This is a genomic window from Streptomyces alkaliphilus (assembly GCF_014141535.1).
Taxonomy (GTDB): domain Bacteria; phylum Actinomycetota; class Actinomycetes; order Streptomycetales; family Streptomycetaceae; genus Streptomyces; species Streptomyces alkaliphilus.
Window position 1 is genome coordinate 1 of sequence record NZ_VKHT01001140.1, and the last position, 1,464, is coordinate 1,464.

Consider the following 1,464-nt stretch of genomic DNA (forward strand, 5'->3'; position numbering starts at 1 on the left):
GGGCGGCATTCGGCACTGTCGGTGGCGGCCCGTATCCTCCGGTACATGCTCGATGATCCCCAGACCACGCAGACCGCCGGAGGCCGGCGGGCGCGGGCGGCGGACCCCACCCCGGCGGGCGGGGGGACCCCCGTCGACGCGGAGCGCTCCCCGCTGCGATGGCCCGACGGCTTCCCCCCCGGATACGCGGTGGTGGACGTGGAGACCACCGGGCTGGATCCTCAGGACCGCGTGGTGTCGGTGGCGGTCTACCGGGTGGACCGCCGGGGCCTGACGCAGGACCACTGGTACACCCCGGTGAATCCGGAGCGGGACCCCGGGCCGGTGCACATCCACGGTCTGACCGCCGAGATGTTGGAGGCGGCCCCGCGCTTCCCGGAGATCGTCGAGGAACTGTCGGAGCGGTTGACCGACCGTGTGCTGGTCGCCCACAACGCCCTGTTCGACTGGCGGATGCTTTCACGCGAGTACGCCCGGGCCGGGCATCGGGCACCGGTGACCCGGCGGCTGTGCACGATAGCGCTCGCCAAGGAGCTGTCCCTGCCGGTGCGCAACCACCGGTTGGAGACCCTGGCGGCCCACTACGGTGTCCGTCAGGAGCGCGCCCACCACGCGCTGGACGACGCCCGGGTGCTGACCGAGATCCTTCGGCCGGGCCTGGAGCGCGCCGCTCGCCTGGGGTTGGAGCTGCCGCTCCAGGAGTGCCGGCCGGTCACCCGCTGGCGGGAGGGCGCGGCCGCCCCGGCCACTGCTCCCGGCGGCGGGCGGCGTCCCGCCCGCCGCCGGGAGCCGTGCCCCCATCCCAACCCCGGTCGTTGGGAGCCCGGTTCCCCCCTGGTGCAGGGGATGCGGGTCGCCTTCTCCGGTGATACCTCGGTGGAACGGGAACTGCTGGAGGACCAGACGCACGCCGCGGGCCTGCACGTCGCCTCGTCGGTCTCCCGGCAGACCAGCCTCCTGGTGACCAATTACCCGACCGCGCGCACCGGCAAGGTGCGCCGGGCGCTGGAGCTGGGCACCCCGGTGATCGACGAGGCGGGCTTCACCCGACTGCTGGGGGCCGTGGCCCCGGCGGTGGAGGGCTGAGGCGGTTCGGGTACCGTCGGGGGCTGTGTACCGCTTTCTGCTCTCCCGGCAGTGGGTGTTGTTGACCCTGCTGGCCGCGCTGCTCATCCCGCTGATGATCCAGGCGGGCTTCTGGCAGTTCCACCGGCACGAGAGCCGCGTCGCGCGCAACGACCTCATCGCGGGCAACCTGAACGCCGACCCGGTTCCGATGGACCGCCTGACCGGTCCCGGCCGGGAGGCCGCCGAGGAGGACCGCTACCGCGCGGTCACCGTCACCGGGGTCTTCGACACCTCCGGTGAGGTGGCGGTGCGCCAACGCACCGGCCCCGAGGGGGGCTACGGCTACTGGGTCCTCACCCCGCTGGAGCAGGCGGACGGGGTGGTGTCACCGAGGTG

General features: G+C 73.5%; 2 protein-coding genes. Both read left to right on the top strand.

Annotation, left to right across the window (positions count from 1 at the left end; translation table 11 throughout):
* The first annotated feature begins 45 nt into the window (after positions 1–45).
* Positions 46–1,086 (top strand): DEDDh family exonuclease, encoded by a 1,041-nt coding sequence (locus FNQ90_RS22955; RefSeq protein ID WP_182608101.1) that lies wholly within the window; start codon positions 46–48, stop codon positions 1,084–1,086.
* Positions 1,087–1,111: 25 nt separating this feature from the next.
* A partial coding sequence (locus FNQ90_RS22960) for an SURF1 family protein (protein ID WP_323380134.1) occupies positions 1,112–1,464 on the top strand: 353 nt, incomplete at its 3' end.